A 21,758-nucleotide genomic window follows, 5' to 3' on the forward strand; every position below is an offset into this window, starting at 1 on the left:
TTTGATGCCTTCGGATCGCTCCTTAGCAACTGTATTGTGTAACTTTCTGACAGCCAGTGTTTTAATTAGGATTTGACGAGTGCGTCGGGCTGCCGGCTGAATGCCATTTTTATTACTTGTTGAGCAAAGTTAATGTTTGATGTGTGTACTTGTAAACGATAGTTTTTCACAAATACCCGAGTTATCAACACTTATGCTTATGGGAGTTATTAACACTAAAAATTAATGAACTTGAATAGAGGGCGTTAAAATCACAGCTGTAAATTAATGCCCCGGAAACTTGCAGATCACGATAATTTAACATTGTAAATTACTTGACGTTTTACCGACAATTATTGCCAATTATGAAATGCTTTTGCTTTGTGAAAGTATCAAAATCTAAATTGTGAAACTAATTGCACAACCTGTAAAAATGTGGAAAACAAAATACGCCGGTAAGTCATGGCTTATCGGCGTATTCCTCAAAGTTTTACGAATTATTTTGCTTCCTCTAACGGAACAAATTTCATTGATACCGAATTGACACAATGACGGGTGTTTTTGGCGGTCATATACTCGCCTTCAAATACGTGGCCCAGGTGGGCGCCGCAATTTGCACAAAGAATCTCCACCCTGCGGCCGTCGGCATCAACCTCACGGCGTACGGCTCCTTCAATTTCGTCATCGAAACTTGGCCAGCCGCAAAATGATTCAAACTTATCTTCCGACCGGTACAGCGGCGCATCGCAGCGTTTGCAAACATATAGCCCCTGAGCCTTGTTGTTTAGTAACGAGCCGGTAAACGGTCTTTCGGTACCTTTGTATAATATTACCCTTTCTTCTTCAGGCGTTAATTGATTGTATTCCATTTATAATTATTGATTTATAGAATTAATGATTTAGTGAATTTGCCTCGTTTCACTTATATAAAGATACGACAAACCGGGCCGAATTAATGTTTTACCGATTGATGTTTACACTGGTTTGACGGGGAAAACAAGTTAACTGCCGCGGGCTTTCAGCTCGTGGTTAAACATAGTTTCAGCTTTCAGCTGATGTGATGTAAGCTGAAAGCTTACCCTGTAATACCCACGGGCTGGAAGCCCGCGGTAGAGGAGAGACGAGGTTTAATACCCCGCGTCCAGCTTTTTCAATAGCTCAAGGCCCGCATCCCATTCGCCATAGCCTGCTGATACATTGATATGACCGGCATCGCCGATATTCACTATTTCACTTCCCCAGCTGGTTGCAAATAACCGGGCACGTTCCGGGCTTACATAGAAATCATTGTCACTAATTACAGTTATTGACCTGAACGGCAGTTTGGTTAAAGGTACAGGCGCAAAACCGCTCGTGCCTGATGGGTAACTATCTGCCTCGGTATCGCTGGGGGCAACTAACAATGCTCCTTTGATGCTAATGTTATGCTCAGCTGCCCAATAGGCTATGGTGGCGCAGGCAAGGCTATGGCAAACTAATATCACATTTGCCGGATCATGCCTGTTTACATATTCATTTAAAGTTTTTACCCAATCTGCGCAAACAGGTGTTTCCCAGTCCTGCTGTTCAACACGGATGAAGTTAAAGCGCTTTTCCCAAATGCTTTGCCAGTGCTGCTCACCTGAATTGCCCAGCCCGGGATGTATAAGAATGTCGGAATTAAAAGTCATGGTTTCAATAGGAAGCTAAATACATTAATAATTGAAGGCTCAATATATAGATTCCGGAAGAGCTATTCAATGTATTTTGCGGTTTCGTTTAGTAGGCTATTATTTTACTTATTAACTGCCGCGGGCTTTCAGCCCGTGGGTAAGCATGGTTTTAGCTTTCAGCTGAACCAATGTAAGCTGGAAGCTTACATTGGTGTTCCCACGGGCTGGAAACCCGCAGTAGTATTTATTGGCCTTCGGCTATTTGCTTGATTACCTCATTCCGCTTTAATAACAGCCTCGTCATATATTTTGATAAAAACAGGTAGTTCACCGCTTCTCCCAATATCCCACCCGGCGATTCAAACGTGAAAATATCACGCATCATGGTTTGGTTAAGGATGGGGTAAAAATAATGCTCATGGGTAAAGCTTTTGAAAGCGCCTTCAACCTGGATATCGGTAAAGTAATTAGGATATTCCATTTCGGTGATCTTTGAGGTAAGATTTTGCCATACGCCAAAATGTTTTGCCCTCCAGGTGACAGTTTCGCCAAGTTCAATCAGGCCGCTTGTCCGCCCGGCTATAGCCTGCTCACCGGTATGTTTGGTTGATTCTACATGCACATCGATATTACGTGCAATATCAAAAACTTTTTCAACCGGGGCTTTAATATGGGTGGCAAGCAGGATTTGTGACGGCATACTGTATAAAAAAATAGGCTGTTGCATAACAACAGCCTAAATATAGTATTACGCTTTTCAAATAATCAGCGTAATCATCAAAATCAAAAAACAATCAACGGTTAAAATTCTGCGTTCTTAGGGAACCTTGGGAAAGGGATCACATCGCGGATGTTGCCCATACCCGTAACAAACAGTACCAAACGCTCAAATCCTAAACCAAAGCCGGCATGCGGACAAGAGCCGAAGCGGCGGGTATCCAGGTACCACCAAAGTTCTTCGGTTGGGATGCCCATTTCGTTCATGCGTTGTTCAAGCTTGTCTAAACGCTCTTCACGTTGAGATCCACCCACAATTTCACCGATACCAGGGAACAGGATGTCCATGGCGCGTACGGTTTTACCGTCGTCATTTTGGCGCATGTAAAATGCTTTGATCTCTTTAGGGTAATCTGTCAGGATCACCGGTTTTTTGAAGTGTTTCTCAACCAGATAACGCTCATGCTCGCTTTGTAAATCGGTACCCCAGCCTTCAACAGGATAAGCAAATTTTTTCTTTTTGTTTGGGGTCGATTCTTTCAGAATGTCGATAGCCTCGGTATAAGTAAGGCGCTCGAAATCATTATTTAAGCAAAACTGCAGTTTTTCGAGCAGTGTCATTTCCGAACGCTCGTTTTGCGGTTTGGTTTTTTCTTCCTCGGTTAAGCGCTGGGTTAAAAACTCAATATCGTCGGCGTTTTTATCCAATGCGTATTTGATCACGTATTTCAGCATGTCCTCGGCAAGGTCCATGTTGTCAACCAGATCGTTAAACGCTACTTCGGGCTCGATCATCCAAAACTCGGCCAGGTGGCGGGTAGTGTTTGAATTTTCGGCACGGAACGTTGGGCCGAAGGTATAAATATCGCTCAGGGCCATAGCGCCAAGTTCGCCTTCCAGCTGGCCGGATACGGTTAAGTTGGTAGCACGGCCAAAAAAGTCTTGTTTGAAATCGATCTCGCCGGTTTCAGTTTTCGGGATGTTATCCAAATCGAAGTTGGTAACGTGAAACGTTTCGCCCGCACCTTCCGCATCTGAAGCGGTAATTACAGGTGTATGCAGGTAAACAAAACCGCGCTCCTGGAAAAACTGGTGTACCGCAAATGCCAGGCTGTTACGTACCCTGAAAATAGCGCCGAAAGTGCTGGTGCGGAAACGCAGGTGAGCGTTCTCCCTCAAAAACTCAAGGCTATGTTTTTTAGGCTGGATAGGATATTTTTCAGGATCACTATCGCCTAAAATCTCAATTTCAGTAGCAACAACCTCAACAGTTTGGCCTTTACCTAAAGATGCGATGAGCTTACCTTCAACGCTTAATGCTGCACCAACGGTGATGCGTTTAAGTAAAGCAGGATCGGTATTTTCAAAATCGACAACGATTTGGATATTATTATTAGTTGAGCCATCATTCAAAGCAATAAAACGATTTGAACGGAATGCACGCACCCATCCTTTAACTGTTACATCAATTTCGGTTTGCTGGCTTTGCAGCAATGCTTTGATCTTAGTTCGCTGACTCATAAATTGTAATTCTGTATAAAACTGTATAATTTTTAGAGTCGCAAAAATACAATTAATTATCAAAGCACACTTTGAAACATCAGCTAAAAAACATCAACCGGTTAGTATGGACGGGAAATATCGGAAGGAGGGGGGAGTGAGAAAAGTGAAAATCTGTATAAAAACATAGCCGGGAACATGCGGTGTTCCCGGCTATAGCTTTTTGACGCTTACTTGTTTGTAACCATGATGGTGTCACGGATAACTCTGTTCGTCGTTGCGCCGCCAACCATAATTGTGTCTTTACCTTTGTTAACCGATTGGTTAAGGATGCTTTTTTTAGTGACGCTATCCTGTTTAGGTGCTACGCCATTTTTCTGACAACCTGCAAATAACAATAATGATAATGCGGCAGCGGTAAATAAAACTTTTTTCATAATGCTAAATTTACAACTAATACGAATAATATATAAACTTGTTACAATTAATATTTTAGCTTGACTTTAAACTTGCCCTCGCTGAAAGAAACCTTATCCGGGTGGCTCCCGACAGGGCTATCGCTCGCTTTCAGAAATCTGAGCTCAAAAAAGCCCTGTAGTATTTTATCGGTCTGGTTGTATGAAATAATAGTTGCCGAACTAAGGTGGGTTGGATCAGGAGCGTATTTACCGGTTAGGATATTGTTTTTTGTTATACGGTAATAGTTTTCGTTTGCTTTGAGGGTGTAATATCCAACGCCATCAAACACAATTTTAAAACCAACCTGCTCTTCTTCGCCCGCGATGTTACTTTTGGCCGATACGGTAATAGTATCGCCCAATATATTTGACCCCGAGGGATCGGCCTCCCATTTGATATTGTTTTTTTGCGCGATTATAAAATCAGGAGCAACCTGGATATTGCAGCACTCCTTCTTTTTGCAGGCCGAAAAAAGCAAGGTCACGGCAATGGCTAACATAAATCCGGGATATTTCATTGCTTCAGTGATTACAGGTTAAAAAATTGTACAGGTAATGTAAAGGTATTTAAAAGTAAGGCATATTATGCAGGCTTTCAGTAAGTTTGCCGCTCATTTGATTTTTTGCCTATGAACCCCAAATTGAGCCTTGTTATTGGCATCTTATGCATTTCCTTTTCGCCGATATTTGTAAAGCTCGCCGGGGTATCGCCTATTGGTTCGGCATTTTACAGGGTGTTTGTAGCCTGGGTTTGCCTTGCGCCATTTTGTATAATTAAAAAGAAACTTAAGGTAGATCAAAAACAACTATTGGTATCAATAGCTGCAGGTATGGTTTTCGCCATGGATATTGCTGTTTGGAATATTTCATTGTTAAAAATCAGTGCCACTGTTTCAACGCTGATAGCCAATTTGGCACCGGTTTGGGTGGGCTTAATGAGTTTCCTGTTTTTAAGAAAACGGTCGGGCCTGTTATTCTGGATAGGCACGTTCATAGCCATCGCCGGTATGGTGATATTGGTAGGTTATGAGCATATATTACATATGGAACTTAATACGGGTATATTATTGGCCATGCTGGCCAGCTTTTTTTATGCCACCTACATCATGATCACTAAAAATATTATGGCCGGGATTGATGTGTTTAGTTTTATGTTTTACAGTATGCTAAGTGCCAGTATTTTTTTGCTGGTGATAAATGGATGCATGCATAATGATATTATTCATTTGTCATTAAAAGTATGGCTTTGTTTTATTGGTATGGGGCTTATTTGTCAGTTAGCAGGCTGGCTTACTATTAACTATTCGTTGCGCTATCTCGAATCAACCAAAGTATCTATCGCTTTATTGAGCCAAACAGTTTTTGCCGGGCTGCTTGCTGCATTTTTACTCCATGAGCGTTTGGGTTTTAATGAGATAGTGGGCAGCGCCATTGTTTTGGGCGGCATAGCGGTAACATTTTTAAAGCCACGGAGTCGAAAGGCAGAAGTTGTGGTTTAACCTTATACCTAAATGAACTTTTACCCTTATCACAATTTTAGCATTATCAGTCCACTCCCGCCGGAGGTAACCGAAGCGCGACTACTTGGCCTTATTACATCTAAATATATCCCTCCAAAAACGGTAAAACAATCTGATTTTGAGGGGGCCGTAATAAACGGACGATTTGAGCTGGCAACACGAATTAGAGGCAGGGAAATCTATGCATCAGCTTTGAAGGGTTATATACTATCAATCGAAAGTGGAAGTAAGGTGGTGGTGAAAATTTATCCGCCAACTTATAACATAATTCCTGCTTTGATTTTCTTTGGTTTGGAGTTTTTACTTCTTTATATAGCATTTAGTGGAGGTGATCATAGCGTTCCTTATTGGGTGCCCGTAATTATAGCTTTGTTTGGATATTTTCTGCTTGTGGTATTTGTAAAATATGAAACAGGTATTTACAGGCGTGTATTGCTGAAAACACTTAACGGTAAGCTTGCCTCAAAAAACGATTGAATTTTAAACTATTCGTTACCAGATAAAAGCGTATTTTAACGTTTCTGAATTAAGGGCGGCAACCGATCTTTGCCTACATTTGCATTTTTAACGCATGATCCAAAAATCCACTATCGACCGTATTATGGAAGCCACCGACATTGTGGAGGTGATAGGGGAATTTGTGCAGTTAAAAAAACGAGGGGCCAACTATGTAGGCCTTTCGCCTTTTGCTAATGAGCGTACCCCATCATTCACGGTGTCGCCGGCTAAAGGTATCTTTAAAGATTTCTCAACGGGAAAAGGCGGTTCGGCGGTTACATTTTTGATGGAACTGGAAAAGTTCAGCTATCCCGAGGCCCTGAAATGGTTGGCTAAAAAGTACGGCATCGAGGTTGAAGAAACCGTTGAGGCTCCCGAAAACCGTGAGGAGGAGCTTCGTCGGGAAAGCCTCATGATCGTATCGGCCTTTGCCGCTAAGTTTTTCCATGAAACCATGCTCGAAACCGAAGAGGGGCAAAGTATTGGCTTAAGTTACTTTAAAGAACGGGGTTTTACTGCCGAAACCATCAAAAAATTTGAGTTAGGCTATTCGCCCGATCAATGGGAAGCTTTTACCGGTGCTGCTATCAGAAACGGTTATAAAGAGCCATTTTTGGTTGAAAGCGGCCTGTCGGTAAAGCGGGATAATGGTGCGCTGTATGATAGGTACCGCGGCCGGGTAATGTTCCCGATCCATAGCTTTACAGGCAGGGTAATAGGCTTTGGTGGCCGTACGCTAAAGAAAGATAAGAACGTAGCCAAGTACGTTAACTCGCCCGAGTCTGAGATTTACCATAAATCAAACGTACTTTACGGGCTTTATTTTGCAAAAAAGGCTATCCGCGAGCAGGATAACTGCTACCTGGTAGAAGGCTATGCCGACGTACTTTCGGTACACCAGGCCGGGGTTGAAAATGTGGTGGCTTCATCAGGCACCTCGCTTACTACCGAGCAGATCAAGCTAATTGCCCGTTTTACCAAAAACATCACCATATTATATGATGGCGACGCCGCCGGTATCAAAGCCTCGCTGCGTGGTTTGGATATGATCCTGGAAGAAGGGCTTAACGTAAAAGTAGTGCTGTTCCCGGATGGACATGATCCGGATTCGTTTGTACAGTCAAAAGGATCAAGCGCTTTCAAAAAGCATATCGAGGAAAATAAAAAGGACTTTATCCTCTATAAAACCCAGATCCTGCTTAAGGAAGTTGGCAACGATCCTATCAAGAAAGCTGACGTGATCCGCGAAGTGGTTGAAAGCATCGCCAAGATCCCGGATAGCATTAAAGCTTCGGTATTTATAAAAGAGTGTAGCGGTTTATTACAGATAGATGAGCGCGCCCTTTTATCCGAGCTTAATAAAATGCGCACGGCTAAAGCCAAAAAAGAGGAGCAACAGCGTCAGCAGCAAAACAACAGGTTTGCGGAAATGCCCGATGAACCTCACTTTTTTGATGAGCCGATAGAACCGGAACCTCAGGTTGCCAAGGACGACGCTTTTCAGGAGAAAGAAATTGTGCGTTTATTGCTGCATTACGGAAGTCGTATGATTGACTGGGACGGCATTGCCAATACCTATATAGGCCCGTTCATTATAGCCGAGCTTAGCGATGTTACCTTTGATCACCCGGTTTGTAAGCAGATTACCGAAATTTACCGCCGTGAAGTGGAAAACGGTGTACTGCCGGATGAGGCTTATTTTATTCACCATAAGGATAAATCCATCGTTGATTTAACCATTAACATGCTGGCCAGTAAGTATTCGCTCAGCGAAAACTGGTACGAAATGCACAAGATCACGGTGAACGATGAGCAGGTAAATATGAAAGCTACTATCCTCGGTGCTATCTTTCACCTTAAAAAGCATAAGGTTGGTAAAATGCTGGAAGACCTGCGCTCCCAGCTTCAAAAAGCTGATACCGAGGCCGACCAGGAAATATTGCTTAACCAATATATGCGCATGAAAAAGGTGGAAAAATCCATATCCGACTTTTTGGGTTCCGTAATTATAAAATAATGGCCCAACACCTTGAACTTGGTCGCACCGGTGAAGCATTAGCTAAAACCCATCTTGAAAAGGCAGGCTACGAGATACTTGATGAAAACTGGACTTTCGGAAAAGCCGAAATAGATATTATTGCTTATAAAGACAAGGTTATTATATTTACCGAAGTAAAAACCCGCACGGGCAATGGCTTTGGCGAACCGGAAGACTTTGTTGATAACCGTAAACAAAAACTCCTGGCCGAAGCTGCCGATGAATACATTTACCTCATGAACCATCAGGGCGAAGTGAGGTTTGATATCATCGCCATTTTGTTTGACCGCGGCGGAAATTATATACTAAACCATATAGAAGATGCGTTTTGGCCTTCGGCCACATAACACTTATGAATAACAATAAACTAAAGCTATTCTTTGCAGCCCTTGCCCTAACGGCTTTCGGCTGCAGCTGTAACCATAAACCTGATAGCTCAGCTACAGACTATACCATAACCCCCGATGCCGGGACCAACTACAAAGCCGGCGATAAAATTGATATTAAAGTAGGTTATCCCGCAGGCAGCAAAGTTGATTCGGTAGTTTACCTGCTCGATTCTGCAAAAATTGCTTCGAGTAAAGATACTGCCGGCATCAGCATTAAGACTGATACTATTGGTTTAGGCATCAGGATGATTACGGCCAAAGTTTACGAAGCCGGTAAAAGCAATGAGGTAACAACAAACATCCTTTTACTGGCTGCAAAAGCCCCGGCCAGGTATACTTATAAAGTAGAGAAGGTTTTTCCGCATGATACCGCTGCCTATACCGAAGGTTTACAATATACCGATGGCGTTTTATATGAAAGCCTTGGCGAAAAAGGACATTCGTCCATTCGTAAAGTTGATTTAAATACAGGTAAGGTATTACAGGAAACCAAACTTGACACGCAATACTTTGGCGAAGGTCTTTCGGTTGTTGGCGATAAAGTAATACAACTTACTTATAGAGAAAAAGTAGGTTTTGTTTACGATAAAAATACCTTGAAGCTACTTAACAACTTCACCAACAATGTTGGCCCTGAAGGCTGGGGGATGTGTTATGACGGTAATAAGTTGTACATGGATGACAGTACCAACCGCCTTTGGTTTCTGGATAAGAACAACTACCGCCCGATAGGACACGTTGACGTATGCGACGATAAACAACAGATAGATTCGATAAACGAACTGGAATATATTAATGGTAAAATATACGCCAATGTTTATCAAACTGATAACATACTGGTGATCAATCCTAAAACCGGAGCGGTTGAGCAGGTGATTGATATGAAGGAGATTTACCCGGTAGCCAGCCGTCCGAAAGACAGGGATTGGGATAATAATGTATTGAACGGAATAGCCTGGGATGCCAAAGGTCAGCGCCTGTTTGTTACCGGCAAAAAGTGGCCTCATTTGTATCAGGTTAAGTTTGTGCCGGTACCTTAAGCCCTGCCTTCTAACTCCCTGAACGGGGACGATTGTTTGAAGGAATATATTATAAACAGTAATGGCCCGGAATTTCCGGGCCATTACTGTTTAATTGTTAATCAACTGCCAGCCGTACCTGTTCATAAACTCTTCAACTTCGTCGTTAAATGATTTCTTTTGATGATGATTTTCCTGGTTGTTGATATAACTTATAACTGCTGATACCTGTGATTCACTTACCGATACAGCAAAATAATCGTCTTGCCAACCGAAATGCTGGTCTATTAGCTGGGTTTTATTTATCCATAGAGATGATTCACCTTTAATTAGCTGGCTTATTTTAGCGATACTTTGATCTTTGCCTAAAGAAATAAGGCAATGGATATGGTCAGTATATCCATTGATGGCCTGTAAGAATATTCCTTTCTCTTTGCAGTTCTTAATGATGTGTTTGTGTACCTCGTATCTTATACTTTGCGTAAGTAGGGGCTGCCTATCCTTAGTTGAAAATACTAAATGGATCCAGATTTTTACAAATGACATAGTTTAGGAAGTAGTTCTTGTCCTAAAGGTATGGTTTATTTTGGCTAAAGCCATCGTATTGCTGTTGATCTTGTCCGTTGGTTAAAACCAACGGCAATGATGAGGGAAGTTAATTAGTTTTTTCAGTTCGGAAGGTATGGTGTATTGGGACTGGAGTCATAGTATTGCGTTTGATCTCATCTGTCAGTTAAAACCAACGGCTATGATCGGGAATTTTAAAATAAGCCTCTTCTATTTACCCGCTTTTGATTTATGCAAAATGTGAAGCTGATTATTAAGCATTAAAATTCATTGCCGTTGGTTTTAACCAACGGAACAAAAGGAGATTGCAAATCGGCTTTAGCCGAAATCTTAATCAGAAGGTTTACACTACGGAAAAGGTCATGAAGCTGTTGCTTAACAAATAATTATTCTTTGATTTTATATCTAAATAATATCTTTAAACCAGTTAATTTATTCCTAACCTAATCATTTAAACATGTTTCAGAATTTGTTTTCATTTGAAGGCCGTATCCGTAGAACGGAATACGGTATCAGCTTTATCATTTATGCCATTTGTTATTTAGTAATAATTAGCATTATACCTGGTGGTAGCGCAGTCTCAATGGTTGCATTCCTTGGTTTCATTCCGCTGCTTTGGTTTTTTTGGTCGCAAGGTGCAAAGCGTTGCCACGATTTGGGTAAGAGCGGTTGGTTTCAGATCATCCCTTTTTATTTTATAGCCCTTCTATTTTTTGACGGTGAAGCCGGTGAAAACCAGTATGGCGATAATTCGAAAGGCATAGGGACCTCATTTGATCCAGCTGATTATCAAAGTCCTTTCCCTCCACCGCAAAGTCAGTCCACAGAAAGTTATTCGGAGACAAAAGAATAATGATAGGCTACCATGGGTTTAGCGATAGCGTAACCCGTGGGAATTATACTGTAGCTTTCAGCTTACGATCCATCAGCTGAAAACTGAAGTTATGCCTAACACCGGGCTGAAAGCCCGGCAGATATAAAAACAACAAACGCCCGGATTTTCCGGGCGTTTGTTGTTTAAAACTATACCCCCCTTCAGGGGGCTGGGAGGCTACCTCCACGCTTTATACTGATTGATCAAACCATTGGTTGATGAATCATGGCTGCTGATCTCAGCGTTATCTTTCAACTCAGGAAGGATTTTGCCGGCAAGTTGCTTGCCAAGCTCTACACCCCACTGATCAAAGCTGTATATGTTCCAGATGATGCCCTGGGTAAAGATCTTGTGTTCATACGCGGCAATCAGTGCGCCCAAAGTGTAAGGAGTGATCTTTTTGATCAGGAATGAGTTTGTTGGACGGTTACCTTCAAACACTTTGAACGGAGCAATTTTAACAATCTCTTCGTCTGATTTTCCGGCAGCTTTTAGCTCTTCAATAACAACTTCTTCGGTTTTACCGTTCATTAAAGCTTCGGTTTGTGCAAAGAAGTTTGACAGCAGCATGTTGTGGTGCTCGCCAAGTGGATTGTGTGACTGAGCCGGAGCAATGAAGTCGGCAGGGATTAGTTTGGTACCCTGGTGAATTAATTGGTAAAATGCATGCTGACCGTTTGTGCCTGGCTCACCCCAAATGATCGGGCCGGTTGAGTAGTCAACATCTTTACCATTGCGGTCAACATGTTTACCGTTACTTTCCATATCTCCCTGTTGGAAATAAGCCGAGAAACGGTGCAGGTATTGATCATAAGGTAAAATCACATTGGTTTCGGCCTCAAAGAAGTTGTTATACCAAATGCCGATCAAGCCCATAATAACCGGAATATTTTGATCAAACTCGGCAGATTTGAAATGATTGTCGGTAGCATGTGCGCCAGCAAGCAGATCGGCGAAGTTTTCAAAGCCTATGCTCAGGGCAATTGATAAACCGATAGCGCTCCATAAAGAGTAACGGCCACCTACCCAATCCCAAAACTCAAACATGTTTTTAGTGTCGATACCGAATTTTTCAACCGCTGCTGCATTGGTTGAAAGGGCAGCGAAGTGTTTAGCAACATCAGCCTCGGTAGCACCGCTGGCCAGGAACCAGTCGCGGGCGCTGTGGGCATTGCCCATAGTTTCCTGGGTAGTAAAGGTTTTTGAAGCCACCAGGAACAGGGTAGTTTCCGGATCAACCGCTTTCAGGGTTTCAACTATATGTGTACCGTCCACGTTGCTTACAAAGTGGAGGTTCAAATGATTTTTATATGCTTTTAATGCTTCGGTTACCATTACCGGGCCAAGGTCAGATCCGCCAATGCCGATGTTAACTACATCGGTAATAGCTTTGCCGGTGTAGCCTTTCCACTCGCCCGAGATAATAGCTTCGCTGAAAGCTTTCATTTGGTCAAGTACTTTATTAACATCGGGCATAACATCTTTACCATCAACATAAATAGGGGTGTTGCTGCGGTTACGTAATGCAATGTGCAATACCGGCCGGCCTTCTGTAACGTTGATTTTTTCGCCCGAGTACATGGCATCTATTGCCTCTTTTAGTGAACACTCTTTGGCCAGCTGTATTAATAAAGCGATGGTTTCATCATCGATACGGTTCTTCGAATAATCGAGGAGGATATCCTCAAACTGGATTGAGAATTTATTAAAGCGCTGGTCGTCAGCGTCAAACATTTCCTTCAGGCTTTTTGATACAATATCAATGTAATGATCTGTAAGATATTTGTAGGCCTGGGTTGTTGTAAAATCGGTAGTTGGCAGCATAATTGTCTTATTTTTTAACAAAAGTAAAAAGTTAATTGAAAGGTGATTGTTAAATAAAATAATAGTCTGTCTTAGTGTTAATTAAACACGGGCGGCATAGTGTTTACTTTACACCTAAAAATTATGAGAATTACAAAAGAATTACAAATATATTTTGAAGTTTTAAATTTTTATTTGATATATTTGTTTCGATGGTAATCAAACGAGGTATTTATCATCAATTTGTAAATTTACTTTAAAAGCACGTATTACTATGTTTGAAAAACTGTTTTTGCTTGTAAAAGATAACGCCGGGACGGCTGTTATCAACAACCCGGTGATCCCTGCTAAATATCACGAGGCAGTGATCAATGAAGCTTCAAGTTCTATCATTGAAGTATTGAAAGGCCAGCTTGAAAGCGGCAAGGTAAAGGAACTTATAAAGTATTTTCAGTTTTCGGGTAGTTACAACAATTCATTAGTATCAAGCATTACCAATAGTTTTGCCAGTAAGCTTAATATTTTTTATAGTATCGATCCGGCAAGTGCTTTAGCTGCTGCAAAGGCTTTAATTCCAACCGTGATGAACGAGTTGGTTAAAGAGACTAAAAGCGGTGAAGCCAAAGAGTTTGCTTTGGGTACTATGCTTACAAAATTGAATGGTAACCGTGCCGATCTGGCCCCGCTTGTCAACAACCTGATGGTTGCTTAACATACTATTACATCTGCCTAATGAATGGGCCTGCTGATTGTTAAACAATTTGCAGGCCTTTTTATTTAGGGCAATTTTTCAAATTACATATATTTGCCGCATGACTAAAGAACAAGTTCAGGATTTAAGGGATAGAGTAACTTCCCTGAGGAGGCATCTTTGACATTGATAAGAAGCTGGAACTATTACAGGAAGAACAGGAAATAACCATTGGCCCGCATTTTTGGGATCATCCCAAAGAGGCCGAAAAGGTATTGGCATCCATCAAAGTAAAAAAAGTATGGACAGATGCTTTTCAAAAAGTGGTATCGGTTGTTGATGACGCCGGTGTGCTTTTTGAATTTTACCAGGGTGGCGATGCTACTGAGACCGAAATGCAGGAACAATATAATGCGGCTTTAAAGGCTGTTGAAGAGCTTGAATTTAAAAACATGCTCTCGGCCGAAGAAGATCAGCTCAATGCCGTATTGCAGATCACAGCCGGTGCCGGTGGTACCGAAAGCTGCGACTGGGCCGGTATGCTCATGCGTATGTACATTATGTGGGGCGAAAAGAATGGCTACAAAGTAACCGAACAGGATTACCAGGAAGGTGACGTAGCCGGTGTAAAAACGGTTACCCTGCAATTGGAGGGTGAATTTGCTTATGGCTATCTGAAAGGCGAAAATGGTGTACATCGTTTAGTGCGTGTATCTCCGTTTGATGCCAACGCCAAACGCCACACTTCGTTTGCTTCGGTGTACGTTTATCCGCTGGTTGATGATACCATTGAAATTGAGGTAAACCCTGCTGATATCGAGTTTGAAACATTCCGTTCGGGCGGTGCCGGTGGGCAGAATGTGAATAAGGTAGAGACTGCGGTACGCTTATATCACAAACCATCGGGCATTATCATCAAAAACCAGGAATCACGCTCGCAATTACAAAATAAGGATAACGCCATCCGCTTGCTGAAATCGCAATTATATGAAATTGAGATGCGCAAACGTATGGAATTGACCAACGCCATTGAAGGTAACAAGAAGAAAATAGAGTGGGGCTCACAGATCCGTAACTACGTTTTACATCCGTATAAACTGGTTAAAGATCTGCGTACCGATCATGAAACTTCAAACGCAGCAGCAGTGCTTGATGGCGATCTGGACGATTTCCTGAAAGCTTACCTGATGGAATTTGGTGGTCCGAAGACGTAAAAAAGAATAAGACATAAAAGGCGTCATTGCGAGGTACGAAGCAATCCCCGATGAGCAGAGAGATTTTGCAGATCCGCCCTGTAAAGTAGGGGATTGCTTCGTACCTCGCAATGACGTTGTTTTTTAAAGGCTAATGAACGGAGTATCAGAAATGATACTCCGTTTTTTGTTTTCAGCATATTAATTGTATTTTGGACACATCCAATTTGCCTTTTAAAAATATGAAGACCATTTTATCTGCCTTAGTCTTGACAGCTATAACATTTGCTTCCTTTGCACAGGAAAAACCGATGCCCCTTTATCCCAAAGGTGTTCCTAACTCTAAAAAAGCCCCGGCAACCTATGTTGAAAAAACAGACAACAGGAGCTGGATCACCATGGTAACCGAGCCAACATTAACGCCATATCTGCCCGAAAAAGGTAAAGCTAACGGAGCTGCAGTTGTTGTTTGCCCAGGTGGTGGATATTCCGGACTGGCTTCGGATCATGAAGGAAAAGCGGTTGCGCAAGCGTTTGCCAATATTGGTGTAACGGCGTTTGTGTTAAAATACCGCCTGCCAAGCGATGATATCATGGCTGATAAATCTATCGGCCCGCTGCAGGATGCGCAAATGGCCATATATACCGTGCGTAAAAATGCTGCTGAGTGGAATATCAATCCGTCTAAAATAGGTATTATCGGTTTTTCGGCCGGTGGTCACCTGGCTTCAACCGAAGGTACACATTTTGATAAACCGGTTATCGAGGATAAAGAAAATATCAGCGTACGCCCTGATTTTATGATGTTGATCTACCCTGTAATTTCTTTTGGAGAGTATGCCCACGTTGGCTCAAGAGAAAACCTAATAGGTAAGAGTCCGTCAGCAGAACAGTTAGAGCTGTATTCGAACGAAAAGCAAGTTACTGCCAACACCCCGCCAACATTTTTGGTGCATGCCGAAGATGATACTGTAGTGCCTGTGCAAAACAGCCTGTTGTTTTATGACGCGCTGTTAAAGAATAAGGTAAAAACCGAAATGCACCTTTTCCAGGAAGGTGGCCACGGTTTCGGGATGAACAACTCTAAAAATAAAGGTAAATGGTTTGAATGGGCTGCTTCATGGCTGGAGGAGAACGGATTTTTGAGCGGGAAATAAATAGACATAAATGAAACAACTTATCCTGCTCCTTGTCTTCATTTTATCAGGCTTTTGTGTAAAGGCACAAGCAATTAACGAGCAATTGTACAAAGCCGTAAATGCAAATGATACAACCCTGGCCGAAACTTTAATCAATAAGGGTGCTGATGTCAACTTCAAACGCAAGGTGATGAATTTTGAAATGAGTTTGCTGATGCTATCAGTTCAGCAAGATCAATTTAAAATGGTTAAACTTTTGGTTGATCATAAAGTTGAAATTGACTGGAAAGACTGGTTTGGATGCACTGCTTTAATGTATGCAGCAAACAAAGGCAATGTAAACATTATCAGCTATCTGCTAAAAAATGGTGCTGATGTCCATTTTGCAGACAAAGAAGGAAATACGGTGTTATCGGCTGCTAAAGAAGGTAACCATCCGGATGCCATTAAACTTATTGAAGATAACCTGAAATAAGGCTTGACGATTTTTAACAGATCAATCAAACACTAATCAAATTTTATTGTTGAGGTAAACAGTCTTTTTTGAAAGTACAAAGTTCGACCTTAATGATGATTTTATGTTGAAAAGAATACTGTTAGCGGCATTGCTCATTGCCGGTGCCTGCTTTAATGTTATCGCCCAATCCATCAAATACAAAAGCGTATCTAACCAGGATCTTACTTACGTTTTAAATAACCTGCAAAAGCGTTATGTATATACCGATCATAAAACGCTGAATATTGCGGTGTACCTTGTATCTGATCAGCAGGGAGACGCTGATGCCCCGGCAGATTGTAAAACGCCTGGGTCAATTTACATTGCAGTATCTGAAGTTAAGCCTCAGCCGCAGCAATATGTTTATAAACTGAACCCGGTTTGCGATCCTAAGTTTGTTAACTGGATCAAATCAAAAAAGATGTATAAAATAGCATTTAGCTATGGGGCGGCAGTTAAAAGGAAAACGGCGACTGTTGGGATTACGTTGAAAAAGCTGGTGGTGGAGTAGATTAAAAAAGCGTCATTGCGAGGAACGAAGCAATCCCCGACTTTACAGGGCGAATATGCTTAGCTACTCTGCTCATTGGGGATTGCTTCGTTCCTCGCAATGACGTGGTGAAAAGTATAGGTTCTTTAATTCCAATTGAGAATTAACTAATATCCATTATCCCAACAATCTTATCCTCATCAAAAGTAAAAATTGAATGCCCTTTCAGGTTTAGCTCATCGCCTTTTTTTAAACCATTTGGTAAGTCAACGGCTAAAATGGCGTTATAGTCAATAGCTATTTCGGTTTTGTTGCCGGTATGCTTAAATGACCGGATAATTTGCTCGCGGCGATCAAAAAGCTTGACGGCCTGTTCGGCCTGACTCCTGAAGGCTTCTATACCATCAAGTTCCATATTTACATCACCATTGGATATATTCTGAAATTTAAGGGATGGAGCAAGGTTTTTAAGCATGCCCTCAACATCAAAGCTGTTATAGGCCTTTACATAATTGCTGATGATAAGTTCGCGTTGCTGCATATTACAAATATAATCGCCCGTGAGGACACGGGCAACGGGAGACCCTTTCTATTCTCTTTAGTCATGTCCCCCTCCGGTCGTGTCTCCACGATCGGCTAATATCATTTGATCATCCCCAAATTCTGAATATAAGCGCCGCCTACAGGCAACATAAAGCCGTTGATGGTTACCTGATGACGCTCTATCTTATCAATTTTGCTTACGGCAGCAATAAACGACCGGTGGATCCTGATAAATTTCTCGGTCGGAAGCAGGGCTTCAACTTCGGTAATGGTCATTCGGGTAACTACCTTGCTATCCTTTAACACAAAATTGACATAATTGCCTGTGGCTTCCAGGTGATAGATTTCATCAAAATTAACGCGCACCTGGTCATAACCGGTTTTTAGGAAAATGTAATCCTTCACCTCGGCAGTGTTCCTGAAGTTATATAGCTCATAGGCTTTGTTACAGGCCTTCATGAAACGGGTAAGCGCGAAGGGTTTCAGCAGGTAATCAACCGCGTCGAGCTCAAAACTGGTAACGGCATGTTCGGTATAGGCGGTGGTAAATATTACCAGCGGTTTTTTGTTGAGGCACGTTAACAGGTCGATGCCCGAAATGTCGGGCATCTTAATATCCAGGAAAAGCAGGTCCACCGGTTCGCGTTGCAAATAATCCATCGCTTTAAAGGCATCTGTAAATTCGGCTTTTAGATCAAGAAATGGCACCTTGGCAGCATGTGAGCGGATCACATCAAGAGCTATAGGTTCGTCATCAATGGCTATTGCTGTTATCAAAGCTTATTACAGTTGTATGGTTAAATGTATGAAAAAATCTTTGGCGCTTTCGCGGATCACCAGCTCGTGTTTATTGGGGTACAAAAGAACAAGCCGCTGTTTAACGTTCTCCAGTCCTACACCATTGTTATATTTTTCGGTATCGTTAGCAATCTTAGGATGGATGCTGTTATGCACATCAAAGTAAAGCGTGTTCTCTTTGGTTTGCAGGCTGATGTTGATGTGGGATGGTTCGCGTAAGCTAATGCCGTGTTTAAAGGCATTTTCAATAAACGGGATCAGGAGCATTGGTGCAATTTGCAGGGCATTCACATGATCTTCAATTTGCAGCACGATACTAATATCCGGCGAGGTTTGGGTGCGCAATTTTTGCAGGGCAATGTAATTGTTGAGGTAATCGATCTCGCGTACCAGCAGTATCTTTTCCTGCATATTTTCCTGCAACATGAAGCGCATCATATCACCCAGGCGCTGTACACCTTCGGCGGTACGTTCGGCATCTTCCTGCAGGGCGGTGCCATATAAGGTATTAAGAGCGTTAAATAAAAAGTGCGGATTAATTTGTGAGCGAAGAAAATCCAAATCGGCGGTTGAGCGACCGAGGGCGGTTTTAAGGTAAGTGATCTCCTGGTTACCTGCCAGTTTGCGTTTGTAAACTATCCATGCAAAGGGCGCAGTTAACAAAATTTGTATGCCGCTATTGAAACCAAAAATAATGAGCACAGGGTCTTTTTGATCAAAAATTAAGGCTGTTATAAAGCCTATTGGTACGCCAATGATGATCATGATGCCAATAATCTTTAACAGGTAGTTAAATATCCCGCGGTTATTGCTTAAGGTTTGCGGAATAAGACTGTAAAATGATAAAGCATAAATACCAATAGCTACAGGACCCACGATAACGAAAGTGCTGATCAATTCAATGGGTGCATCAAAAAGCGCCATGAAAAACGCAATGATCATGAAAACCACAATGGCAATAATGCAATCGTGAGTAAGCACCCTGTATTTAGTCTGGATTTTTTCGACATTACCTAACAGAAAACTTGCCGAATACTTGATCATGCTGTAAAAAGTAAGCATCATCATTACCCATAAAGCATATAACACATTTGTTTTAAAAACAATGTTATAAACATATTCGGCAGATTTATGGTAAAACAGGTATCCTTTTAACCAGGTGTCGGTAATGCCAAATAATCCCCAAAGGGCAACAAGCAGGGCTACTGCTAAAATAATGTTCCAGGCAATTCGTCTTTTTTCGGCCAGGGCAGGAACAATAACGAAGTTCCAAAGTAAAAAAGCACCATAATAGCCGGTATATCTAAATACTTCCGGGAAAAAGTAATATTTAGAATAGGAGTAATGCAGGTGGTAGTTGTTGAACATGTACCTGTATGGGGTCCATATTTCTTTGTAATTACTGTCGGCAACTTTGGTTAGCAACAGTAAAACGGCAAAAGCGTAAATAGTGGTTGCGGCCCAAAATTCAATTTTGCTAAGGTTCAGGTTTTTTTTCAGCAGATCGTTCATATTGTTTTGAATTATGCCCGCAAGGTATAATGCACAATACTACTGAATAAATAAATGGGATGAAACCGGTTCCTGGTGTGATGGGTTTGCTTTTTTTTAGTTGCAGTTGCAGCGGCGAGTGGCAGTCATTTTTTAGTAGCAGTAGCTGCGGCGAGTGGCAGTTGTTTTTTAGTTGCAGTGGCATACTTGAGTAGCAGTTATTTTTAATGATACACTAATTGTATTAATAGACATTACTGCTGCTGCTGCTAAAGCCTGCTACTAATTACTGCAACTGCTACTAAAAACTGCTACTAAAATTACTCCCCCCGGGCATCATCCATGATCTGGAGCAGCTCATTCAGCTCCCGTACCTTCTCGGCCGATCCCAGGTTTTCATAAGCGCTGATGAGGTTACGGAGCACGCGCTTAATAATATCTGTATTAGAGCATGGCTCGTAAAACTGTTTATCGAATTTGAGATTAAGCTGTTTCAGGAACATATCCACATCACGTCTGCCAAACAGGAAACCTTTATTAAAGGCGTTGATATAAAACAGGATCCCGCTTTCAAATTCGCTTTGCATGCTTTCGTCAAGGTAGGCGAGTATAAAGTGCTGCGGAAGGTTCACACCATACACCGGTATATCCAGTTTTTGCGCTATGATAGAATAAATGATGGCTAACGAAATCTGGTTGCCTTTTTTGGTTTCAAGCACCTGGCTCAGGTAGCTGTTTTGAGGATCAAGGTGATTGGCCGTGTTGCCACTGAAACCATAGATATTGTAAAATACATGATTGATGAGCTTAATCTGCTCTTTAGGGCTGGCTTCGTTCATCATCTGGATCCAGATATCGCGTTTGATAGCCTCTATCTGGTTAATTACCTTTTGTTCGTCAAGATCGGGGTATTGATAGCGGTTAATGACGAGAATACCCTGCAGCAGATCGAAGGCGCCGCTTTGGTTCCAGAGTTTTAAATCGTTTTTAAGATTGCTGAACTGAATTTCATGAACCAGGTTGGCAATACGCTCCTGCAGGATAGGGTCAAAAGCTTGTTCAAATGCCGATTCAAGGTATGTTATGGCTTCGGCACCATATGAAAACAATTTGTTATACACATGTTCATAGATCTCGCTGTCCGGATCATCCAGCAAGCGGATCAATGAATTTACTTCTGTTGGATTTATCATACGCTGTAATGCTAAAATACTAAACCTTTTCTATTTTTACAGCGATGTATAATATAAGGTATGGGCTTAATTACCTGCGGCACCGTTTGGGAGCCAACAATAGGCACGGCATACACTCTCCATTTGTTTACAAGCTGATCGATACGGTTATTTACGATTATCACGACCAAAAAGTGTACCGTGAGATTAAAGAAATCGCCCAAAAAAAACATTCTGACAGGCGTGTGATAAATACGTTGCCTTTAAAATTTTACCGATTGCTTTATCGGTTTACTGTTTACTTTAATCCCCAAACGATATTATTAGCTGATACGGAGGATTATATTACTGAATTTGTTATCAAACAAGCTAATCCCGAAGTTCAAAGTATATCATTAGCAGCACATGGCATTCGCCCGGCTGATATGATCCTGGCAGATGCGTTGAAACAGGGCCCTGCCAATTATCTTACAGAGATTATGTCATCTGTTCATGATGATACCGTTATCATATTTACAAACATCCATCGCAATGTTTCCGCCAAAAAATCATGGGAGCAGCTTAAATTAAATCAACAGGTTAGGGTAACTATTGATTTGTATTTTATTGGTCTGGTTTTTTTTAAACCGGGGATGAGTAAGGAAGATTTTAGGGTGAGGTATTGATAGGTTGTCTGAACTCGAATTAAACGAATTAATTGAATCGGACAGAATTTGTAAAAAGAAATTCAA

General features: G+C 41.8%; 24 protein-coding genes. 12 read left to right on the forward strand and 12 right to left on the reverse strand.

What is annotated here, in order from left to right; all coding sequences use genetic code 11:
- Nucleotides 1-476: 476 nt before the first annotated feature.
- From BMX50_RS20565 to BMX50_RS20595, 6 genes are all read right to left on the reverse strand, one after another.
- Nucleotides 477-848, reverse strand: coding sequence for a methionine-R-sulfoxide reductase (locus BMX50_RS20565; RefSeq protein WP_091212922.1), 372 nt, complete (start codon nt 846-848; stop codon nt 477-479).
- A gap of 258 nt (nt 849-1,106) precedes the next feature.
- Nucleotides 1,107-1,649 carry an RBBP9/YdeN family alpha/beta hydrolase gene (locus BMX50_RS20570; protein ID WP_091212926.1) on the reverse strand — a complete coding sequence of 181 codons (543 nt, stop codon included), beginning with the start codon at nt 1,647-1,649 and terminating at the stop codon, nt 1,107-1,109.
- A 226-nt stretch (nt 1,650-1,875) separates the two neighbouring features.
- Nucleotides 1,876-2,358, reverse strand: a complete 483-nt coding sequence (locus BMX50_RS20580) for an SRPBCC family protein (RefSeq protein WP_244281058.1) — start codon at nt 2,356-2,358, stop codon at nt 1,876-1,878.
- A 74-nt stretch (nt 2,359-2,432) separates the two neighbouring features.
- On the reverse strand, nt 2,433-3,869 hold the full coding sequence (asnS, locus tag BMX50_RS20585; RefSeq protein WP_091212934.1) for an asparagine--tRNA ligase: 1,437 nt from the start codon (nt 3,867-3,869) through the stop codon (nt 2,433-2,435).
- A gap of 209 nt (nt 3,870-4,078) precedes the next feature.
- A complete protein-coding gene (locus tag BMX50_RS20590; RefSeq protein WP_091212937.1) occupies nt 4,079-4,285 on the reverse strand; it encodes a hypothetical protein in 207 nt (68 codons plus the stop codon).
- Between the two features lie 47 nt (nt 4,286-4,332).
- Nucleotides 4,333-4,824, reverse strand: a complete 492-nt coding sequence (locus BMX50_RS20595; RefSeq protein ID WP_091212940.1) for a hypothetical protein — start codon at nt 4,822-4,824, stop codon at nt 4,333-4,335.
- A 111-nt stretch (nt 4,825-4,935) separates the two neighbouring features.
- Here BMX50_RS20595 and BMX50_RS20600 point away from each other — a divergent pair, with 111 nt between their 5' ends.
- From BMX50_RS20600 to BMX50_RS20620, 5 genes are all read left to right on the forward strand, one after another.
- Complete coding sequence (locus BMX50_RS20600) at nt 4,936-5,805, forward strand: DMT family transporter (protein WP_091212942.1); 870 nt, start codon at nt 4,936-4,938, stop codon at nt 5,803-5,805.
- Nucleotides 5,806-5,817: 12 nt separating this feature from the next.
- Nucleotides 5,818-6,303, forward strand: a complete 486-nt coding sequence (locus tag BMX50_RS20605) for a hypothetical protein (RefSeq protein WP_091212944.1) — start codon at nt 5,818-5,820, stop codon at nt 6,301-6,303.
- A gap of 94 nt (nt 6,304-6,397) precedes the next feature.
- Nucleotides 6,398-8,341: a DNA primase gene (gene dnaG / locus BMX50_RS20610; RefSeq protein WP_091212948.1), complete on the forward strand. Its 1,944-nt coding sequence runs from the start codon at nt 6,398-6,400 to the stop codon at nt 8,339-8,341.
- Nucleotides 8,341-8,709 carry a YraN family protein gene (locus BMX50_RS20615; RefSeq protein ID WP_091212951.1) on the forward strand — a complete coding sequence of 123 codons (369 nt, stop codon included), beginning with the start codon at nt 8,341-8,343 and terminating at the stop codon, nt 8,707-8,709. Before dnaG ends, BMX50_RS20615 begins: the two co-directional genes overlap by 1 nt.
- A 5-nt stretch (nt 8,710-8,714) precedes the next feature.
- Nucleotides 8,715-9,791, forward strand: a complete 1,077-nt coding sequence (locus BMX50_RS20620; protein ID WP_091212955.1) for a glutaminyl-peptide cyclotransferase — start codon at nt 8,715-8,717, stop codon at nt 9,789-9,791.
- Between the two features lie 90 nt (nt 9,792-9,881).
- On the opposite strand, the gene tnpA is transcribed toward BMX50_RS20620, so the two are convergent.
- A complete protein-coding gene (gene tnpA, locus BMX50_RS20625; RefSeq protein ID WP_091212962.1) occupies nt 9,882-10,316 on the reverse strand; it encodes an IS200/IS605 family transposase in 435 nt (144 codons plus the stop codon).
- Nucleotides 10,317-10,794: 478 nt separating this feature from the next.
- Here tnpA and BMX50_RS20630 point away from each other — a divergent pair, with 478 nt between their 5' ends.
- Nucleotides 10,795-11,190 (forward strand): DUF805 domain-containing protein, encoded by a 396-nt coding sequence (locus BMX50_RS20630; protein WP_091212966.1) that lies wholly within the window; start codon nt 10,795-10,797, stop codon nt 11,188-11,190.
- Between the two features lie 198 nt (nt 11,191-11,388).
- Here BMX50_RS20630 and pgi read toward each other — a convergent pair whose 3' ends face one another.
- Nucleotides 11,389-13,035 carry a glucose-6-phosphate isomerase gene (gene pgi, locus BMX50_RS20635; RefSeq protein WP_091212972.1) on the reverse strand — a complete coding sequence of 549 codons (1,647 nt, stop codon included), beginning with the start codon at nt 13,033-13,035 and terminating at the stop codon, nt 11,389-11,391.
- Between the two features lie 253 nt (nt 13,036-13,288).
- Here pgi and BMX50_RS20640 point away from each other — a divergent pair, with 253 nt between their 5' ends.
- From BMX50_RS20640 to BMX50_RS20660, 5 genes are all read left to right on the forward strand, one after another.
- Complete coding sequence (locus tag BMX50_RS20640) at nt 13,289-13,726, forward strand: hypothetical protein (RefSeq protein WP_091212976.1); 438 nt, start codon at nt 13,289-13,291, stop codon at nt 13,724-13,726.
- A gap of 100 nt (nt 13,727-13,826) precedes the next feature.
- A protein-coding gene (prfB, locus tag BMX50_RS20645; protein ID WP_143065235.1) for a peptide chain release factor 2 occupies nt 13,827-14,919 on the forward strand; the annotation gives its coding sequence in 2 pieces (ribosomal slippage) (nt 13,827-13,886 and nt 13,888-14,919; 1,092 coding nt in all).
- Between the two features lie 221 nt (nt 14,920-15,140).
- Entirely contained in the window at nt 15,141-16,055 is a 915-nt protein-coding gene (locus tag BMX50_RS20650) for an alpha/beta hydrolase (protein ID WP_091212988.1), read from the forward strand.
- A gap of 10 nt (nt 16,056-16,065) precedes the next feature.
- Entirely contained in the window at nt 16,066-16,512 is a 447-nt protein-coding gene (locus BMX50_RS20655; protein ID WP_091212993.1) for an ankyrin repeat domain-containing protein, read from the forward strand.
- Between the two features lie 103 nt (nt 16,513-16,615).
- A complete protein-coding gene (locus BMX50_RS20660; RefSeq protein ID WP_091212996.1) occupies nt 16,616-17,044 on the forward strand; it encodes a hypothetical protein in 429 nt (142 codons plus the stop codon).
- A gap of 142 nt (nt 17,045-17,186) precedes the next feature.
- Here the strand turns inward: BMX50_RS20660 and BMX50_RS20665 are convergent, their stop codons facing one another.
- From BMX50_RS20665 to BMX50_RS20680, 4 genes are all read right to left on the reverse strand, one after another.
- Nucleotides 17,187-17,564: a nuclear transport factor 2 family protein gene (locus tag BMX50_RS20665; RefSeq protein WP_091213001.1), complete on the reverse strand. Its 378-nt coding sequence runs from the start codon at nt 17,562-17,564 to the stop codon at nt 17,187-17,189.
- A 101-nt stretch (nt 17,565-17,665) separates the two neighbouring features.
- The gene (locus BMX50_RS20670; protein ID WP_244281059.1) at nt 17,666-18,343 is read right to left on the reverse strand and encodes a LytR/AlgR family response regulator transcription factor; all 678 of its coding nucleotides are present in this window, start codon (nt 18,341-18,343) and stop codon (nt 17,666-17,668) included.
- 6 nt (nt 18,344-18,349) lie between these two features.
- On the reverse strand, nt 18,350-19,876 hold the full coding sequence (locus BMX50_RS20675) for a sensor histidine kinase (RefSeq protein ID WP_208864756.1): 1,527 nt from the start codon (nt 19,874-19,876) through the stop codon (nt 18,350-18,352).
- 299 nt (nt 19,877-20,175) lie between these two features.
- Nucleotides 20,176-21,048 (reverse strand): transglutaminase-like domain-containing protein, encoded by an 873-nt coding sequence (locus BMX50_RS20680; RefSeq protein WP_091213005.1) that lies wholly within the window; start codon nt 21,046-21,048, stop codon nt 20,176-20,178.
- A gap of 44 nt (nt 21,049-21,092) precedes the next feature.
- Between BMX50_RS20680 and BMX50_RS20685 the strand changes: the two genes are divergently transcribed.
- Entirely contained in the window at nt 21,093-21,692 is a 600-nt protein-coding gene (locus BMX50_RS20685; RefSeq protein ID WP_091213009.1) for a hypothetical protein, read from the forward strand.
- The last annotated feature ends 66 nt before the right edge of the window (nt 21,693-21,758 follow it).

Origin of the sequence: Mucilaginibacter gossypiicola (assembly GCF_900110105.1) — a bacterium.
Classification (GTDB): domain Bacteria; phylum Bacteroidota; class Bacteroidia; order Sphingobacteriales; family Sphingobacteriaceae; genus Mucilaginibacter; species Mucilaginibacter gossypiicola.